Raw genomic sequence first — 5,785 nt, forward strand, 5'->3', positions numbered from 1 at the left:
AAATACTGTTTATGCTAAGTTATTTTTTGATATACGCCTGAGTATTTTGCGCTTACCATTTATAATATTGTTTTAGTCTTAATAAGTGCAATAATTATAATTAAAGTTGATATTGCATTAGGTGTTTTGATCATAATTACTATGCCTGTTTATTTTTTTACATACAAAAAACTGGAAAATAAAATGTACAAAAATGAACAGTTATATAAGATGGCAGGGAACGATTATACATCTAAAGGAATGGAGCAGATAAGATGTACTAAGTTTGTAAAAGAAAATTCTGTTGAAAAAGAAATGGAAGAACGATTTTGTGTGTCTTTTCAAGGTATGTTACAATCTGCGATACGACAAATAAAGACTCAATATCTATTTTCAAATCTTAACAGGTTTATTATGACAATCTGTTATTTAATGGTAATCGGAATTGGAGGTTATAAAGTCGTAACAGGACATATAACGGTGGGATATTTTACTATTATAAATAGCTATCTGACTATGATTATTTCTGCAACTTCTGATATTATAGATTTCACCGGTGGCGTTCCGGAATATAGTGTTGCAATAGACAGGATGAACGATATTTTGTCACAAGATAAGGTGATGGAAGATAGTCAAAATAAATCTTATGAGAAAATAGAAATGATAGAATTAAAAAAACTTCAGTTTTCTTATGGTAATAAAATTCTTTTTAAGGGACTAAGCTGTGTATTTGAAAAAAATCATATATATGGGATAATAGGTGAAAATGGAGCAGGAAAAAGCTCATTATTAGATGCAATTATCGGGTTATATAAAGAATGTTGTCAAGGTGAAATTTTATATAATAATAAGAGCATTGATAAATTTGACATGAAGCAAATGTTAAAAACAGAAATTTCATTTTTAGAACAGAACTCTGAAAGATTGAATATTTCCGCCAAAGAATTTCTTCGTTTTGGAATTGATAATGTGCATGAACACAGGGAACATTCTTTGATTGTTGATTTATTTGAGGAAACTAGTGTATCTATAGAAGATTTAAATGATATTAATTTATGTTCTAGTGGTGAGTTTCAAAAATTATCGTTAATCCGCATATTACAAAAAGATTCATCGCTGCTTATCTTAGATGAGCCTACTACTGGCTTGGACTTTACATCGGTAAAAAATTTGGTAAGGATTTTGTTAAGAGATAAATTAAACAAAATAACAATTATTGTTACACACGACAGCAGGATTCTTAAAATTTGTGATAAGGTAATAGAGATTGGACGGAATTAATAAAAGGGAGAAGATTATTATGGAAAATATGATACAGGTAATTGATATAGAAAAATATTATGGATATGGAGGAAATCTTACAAAAGCAATAGACAGGGTTTCGTTTAATGTGCGGCAGGGGGAATTTGTTAGTATAATGGGTAAATCCGGTTCAGGAAAAACATCGTTACTTAATATAATAGCTACAATTGATGTGGCAACTGCAGGTCATGTTATATTTGAAGAAAAGGACATTACAAAGTTTAGTGATGATGAAAAAGCTGATTTTCGTAAAAATAATATTGGTTTTATATTTCAGGATTATAATCTGATAGATACACTTACGGTTAAGGAAAATATATGTATTCCGCTTATTATGAACAGAATTGATAGAAAAATAATCAATAAAAAAGCAGATAGTGTACTCCAACAGCTTGATATATATGACATAAAAGATAAATATCCATATCAGATTTCAGGTGGCCAGCAGCAACGGTGTGCATGTGCAAGAGCACTCATCAATGATTCAAAATATTTATTTGCAGATGAGCCAACAGGGGCTTTGGATGCACAATCGTCTGTTAATTTGATGGAAGTTTTTAAGATTATTAACGATAAATTCAAAACCACAATATTAATGGTTTCCCATGATGCTATTTCAGCAAGCTTTAGTGATAGGGTTTTGTTTTTGGAAAATGGTAAGATTGTTTATGAATTGTTGCGGGGAACTAAGGATAATGAACAAATGTTAAAAGAGATATTGATAATACAAAAGGTTTGAATATGAAGAAGTATTAATAAGGCGAAAAAAGTTAAAGGGTGAATTCATGGAATAAAGATAAAAAATATTGTATAATTAAGATATAATTTTTGAAAGGTGTGGTTATGTGAAGAAAACAAAAAATGAATGGATTTCTTTGTTTAGGACCGAAGCAGAAAGAGTTCTGCTTTTTGCATTAAAGCAAACAAATAGAAATCAAAAGGCAAAAGTGATTAATGATGCAATTAAAAGATTAAGTTCAAATTTTATTAAAAAGATAAAGCAAACAGCAGAGATAGAAGGATGGAAGAATCAGACTTTATTGAATGAAATATTGTTGATTACATATGCTTCTTATATTGTAATGTTGGAATATCGTAATAAGGTATGGCCTTATGAGTATATGGCATTTGCAAGAAGAATAGGAGAACTGTGGGAACCATTCTGCAAATTGGCATTTCAATATCCAATTAAAAAATTGAAATTGATTGAACCTCCGGATTTTGATGAAGTGCAAGCGGAAATAAAGAAGAAAACATTAGACTATATTTCTGAATTGAATATTTCTGATAGTGAAAGAAGAATATTAATTTACTATTATCGCTTTCCTTGGGGATTAGTAGACAGTGGTGGAATTAAACTAGGGTTGGATTTACACTTCGAGCAAGATGGAATCCATTATAATTGTGATTTTAAGAGTGGATTTAGTTCTAATGAAAAAGGAAATACAAATAGATTGCTTCTTGTGGGCAGTATCTATCAATCACTTGGACAAAATGAAAAAACACTTTTATTTGTAAGGCAAGAGGAAGAACAAAATAATCATTATTTGCAGACATTAAAGGATTCACCATATTGGAGTTGTTATTGTGCAAATGCATGTTATTCAAAAATAGCAGAATTTACAGGTTTTAATCTTAGAACTTGGATAGATTATAATATTGATTGGAAGAATGATATAAGTGATGAATTTAAGAAACACTTGGTTGATAATAGTTTGATTGGCTACTTGACTTGGTAGATTGTCCGAGATAGAATATACACACTTAACAAAATGCTTAAGAAAGCGGGTTGATAAAATGAAAGATGTATATTGTTCGTATTATACGGAATCAGAAGATATTACTTCTTATATGGTATCAAAGATGGGAATTTTGGAAAATGATTTTATTTTGGAACCATCTGCTGGAGAGGGGATGTTCATTGATGAAATACTAAAGAGAAAAATTAAAGTTAGAATTGATGCACTCGATATAAATGAAGCTGCAATATTAACAATGAAAAAAAAGTATTCTGATATGTCTGGTGTAAATGTTAGACTTACAGATACGCTTTTTGATCAGATATTGGATAATTATGCAAATAATGAAATATGGTTGAAGAATACAGATATTCTTTTAGATAAACAGTTAGATTTATTTAGTTCTCAAGATGGGCATTATGATAAAGTCATTGGCAATCCGCCATATGGAGCATGGCAGGATATTGAAAAAAGAGAATTGCTAAAGAAAAAATATGTTGGACAATATGTAAAGGAGACATATACACTTTTTTTATTAAGAAGTCTTTCTGTATTAAAAAATGGTGGCAGATTATCGTTCATTGTACCAGATACATTTTTATTTCTTAATATGCATGAAAAATTACGAAAGATTTTATTGACAAATACAAAAATTGAAGAAGTACTTATTTTCCCTTCTAAATTTTTCCCAGGAGTAAGTTTTGGCTATTCAAACTTATCTATAATAACTTTGGAAAAGTGCGATAGAGATGAAGCATTGGAGAATACTGTAAGGATAATAAAAGGTTTTAGTTCCTCAGCAGAGTTTAAAGATGTGTTGCGAGATAAATTTCAAAAAAATAATAAAATATATAAGTTGAAGCAATTAGATATTTTCACAACTGAAAAAAGCAGATTTATTCTTGCTGATGATAAAGCAGCAACTATGATTGATGCGTCTGACAAAAAACTTGGAGATATGGCATCTATTGTAACAGGGTTTTATTCTGGAAATAACAAGAAATTTATTTGTTCTAAGAATGAAGGCGTTAAGAACTCGAAAGGATATACTGTTGTTGATGAAAGTAAGATAGTAAATACAACTTCTTTGATTGGTGTTGATGGTGTTGATGAGGCGTATGTGCCATATATAAAGAGTTCATCTGCTACAAGATATAAACGAACAGAAGATCAATGGTTTGTGAGATGGGATAGTAAAACTGTAAGTTTTTATAATGTTAATCGTAAAGCACGATTTCAGAATTCGCAATTTTATTTTAAAAATGGAATTGCAATCCCTATGGTTAAGTCTAAAGAGATCAGGGCAACATTGATGAGAAATCGTATATTTGATCAATCAATAGTTGGAATTTTTCCAAATGACGAGAAAGATATGTATTATATCTTAGCATTGATGAATTCAGATGTTATAAACAGATTGATACATATTATCAATCCGACTGCCAATAATTCATCAAATTATGTTAAGCAATTACCATACAAAGTGCCAACTTCAAAGGATAGAAAAAAGATTGAAAAGAATGTTGCGGAAATTCTTTCGTTAGATGTTATTGAGGATAAAGATAGAATAGATGAATTGCATAAGCAAAATAATGAATTGATTGAAAACACATATAATTAAGAAAAGACACCGAAATGTCTATAGTATGAAACTAACTGTCAGCTTATTTAAAACTGGCAGTTAGTTTTTTATCATTACAAAATATTTTTAATGTATCAATATTATTTTGTAGTTATAGCTTCTTTCTCAGACCATTCTCCGTACATTCTTACAGTTTTTCCATTAACTTTTACATCTTTATAAGTACGAATTCGGATGTAATATTTTTTATTTGATTTTAATCCTGAAATAGTTGCTGTCGATTTATTTGAATTGGCAACTGTTTTCTTTTTGTCATCAGAAAGGTTCTTTTTAGTAGAGTATGAAATCTGATAACCGTTTGTGTTGTTTGTCTGTTTTTTGAAAGTTATTGTGAAACTGTTTTTTCCTGCTTTTGATTTTGTGATTGAAGTTTTTTTCAATGCAGGAATAGTAGTCTTTTTGATAACTTTATTGCAAGTCTTGCAAATATAAGTTATACTACCGCTTTTTTTCGTTGTAGCTTTTTTAACAACCTGTGTAATTTTGTGTTTATGTGCAGGTGTAGCTGTAGGACTGCTTGTTGGAGCAGCAGGTTCAGCAGTAGGTTTTTGTGTTACATCAGGTTTTGTTGTCGGTGATGAATTTGTTGGAGCCGGTGTTATATCAGGTTTAGCTGATGCAGTTGGAACTGTAGTTGGCGGTGCTGATGTAACTGCCGGTGTAACAGTAGGAACATTAGTCGGTATCGCTGTTGGGGCTAATGTCGGTCTTACAGTCGGAGGCGTGGTTGGTCTTGTAGTGGCAGTTGTATTGTTGCCGCTTGAGCTTGAATTGGAACCTGAGCCTGATGACCCGTTTGACGGCTGTTTTGTCGGAGCAGTTGATGGAGCTGCGGTTGGTGTTGAAATTGGTTCAGTCGTTGGTTTAACCGTAGGAATGGTTGTTGGAGCAGCAGTCGGAGCCGTAGTAGGTACTGGAGTCGGTTCCGGTGTAACCGAAGGAGCTGGTGCCGCTGTTGGAGTCGGAGCAGCAGTCGGTTTAGCCGTTGGGACTGCGGTAGGTTTAGCCGTTGGAGCCGTGGTCGGTTCAGCCGTTGGAGTAGCAGCAGGTTTAGCCGTTGGAGCCGTGGTCGGTTCAGCCGTTGGAGTAGCCGTCGGTTCAGCCGTTGGAGTAGCCGTCGGTT

At 32.1% G+C, this 5,785-nt stretch carries 6 protein-coding genes and 1 pseudogene; 6 read left to right on the forward strand and 1 reads right to left on the reverse strand.

What is annotated here, in order from left to right; translation table 11 throughout:
* Positions 1–51: 51 nt before the first annotated feature.
* From KQI69_RS10355 to KQI69_RS02645, 5 genes and pseudogenes are all read left to right on the forward strand, one after another.
* Positions 52–495 (forward strand): annotated as a pseudogene (locus tag KQI69_RS10355) (ABC transporter transmembrane domain-containing protein); the annotation flags it as partial.
* 144 nt (positions 496–639) lie between these two features.
* Positions 640–1,260 carry an ATP-binding cassette domain-containing protein gene (locus tag KQI69_RS10360; protein ID WP_253288967.1) on the forward strand — a complete coding sequence of 207 codons (621 nt, stop codon included), beginning with the start codon at positions 640–642 and terminating at the stop codon, positions 1,258–1,260.
* Positions 1,261–1,279: 19 nt separating this feature from the next.
* A complete protein-coding gene (locus KQI69_RS02635; protein ID WP_216563734.1) occupies positions 1,280–2,020 on the forward strand; it encodes an ABC transporter ATP-binding protein in 741 nt (246 codons plus the stop codon).
* Between the two features lie 106 nt (positions 2,021–2,126).
* Positions 2,127–3,020: a hypothetical protein gene (locus KQI69_RS02640; protein WP_216563735.1), complete on the forward strand. Its 894-nt coding sequence runs from the start codon at positions 2,127–2,129 to the stop codon at positions 3,018–3,020.
* Between the two features lie 58 nt (positions 3,021–3,078).
* The gene (locus KQI69_RS02645) at positions 3,079–4,641 is read left to right on the forward strand and encodes an Eco57I restriction-modification methylase domain-containing protein (protein WP_216563736.1); all 1,563 of its coding nucleotides are present in this window, start codon (positions 3,079–3,081) and stop codon (positions 4,639–4,641) included.
* A 101-nt stretch (positions 4,642–4,742) separates the two neighbouring features.
* Here KQI69_RS02645 and KQI69_RS02650 read toward each other — a convergent pair whose 3' ends face one another.
* Complete coding sequence (locus tag KQI69_RS02650; protein ID WP_216563737.1) at positions 4,743–5,042, reverse strand: fibronectin type III domain-containing protein; 300 nt, start codon at positions 5,040–5,042, stop codon at positions 4,743–4,745.
* Positions 5,043–5,145: 103 nt separating this feature from the next.
* On the opposite strand from KQI69_RS02650, the gene KQI69_RS10590 reads away from it, so the two are divergent.
* Positions 5,146–5,785, forward strand: a 640-nt coding sequence (locus KQI69_RS10590) for a hypothetical protein (protein ID WP_216563738.1), incomplete at its 3' end; no start/stop codon positions are given.

The organism is Eubacterium sp. MSJ-13, assembly GCF_018918235.1.
In the GTDB taxonomy this organism is placed as follows: Bacteria; Bacillota; Clostridia; order Lachnospirales; family Lachnospiraceae; genus Butyribacter.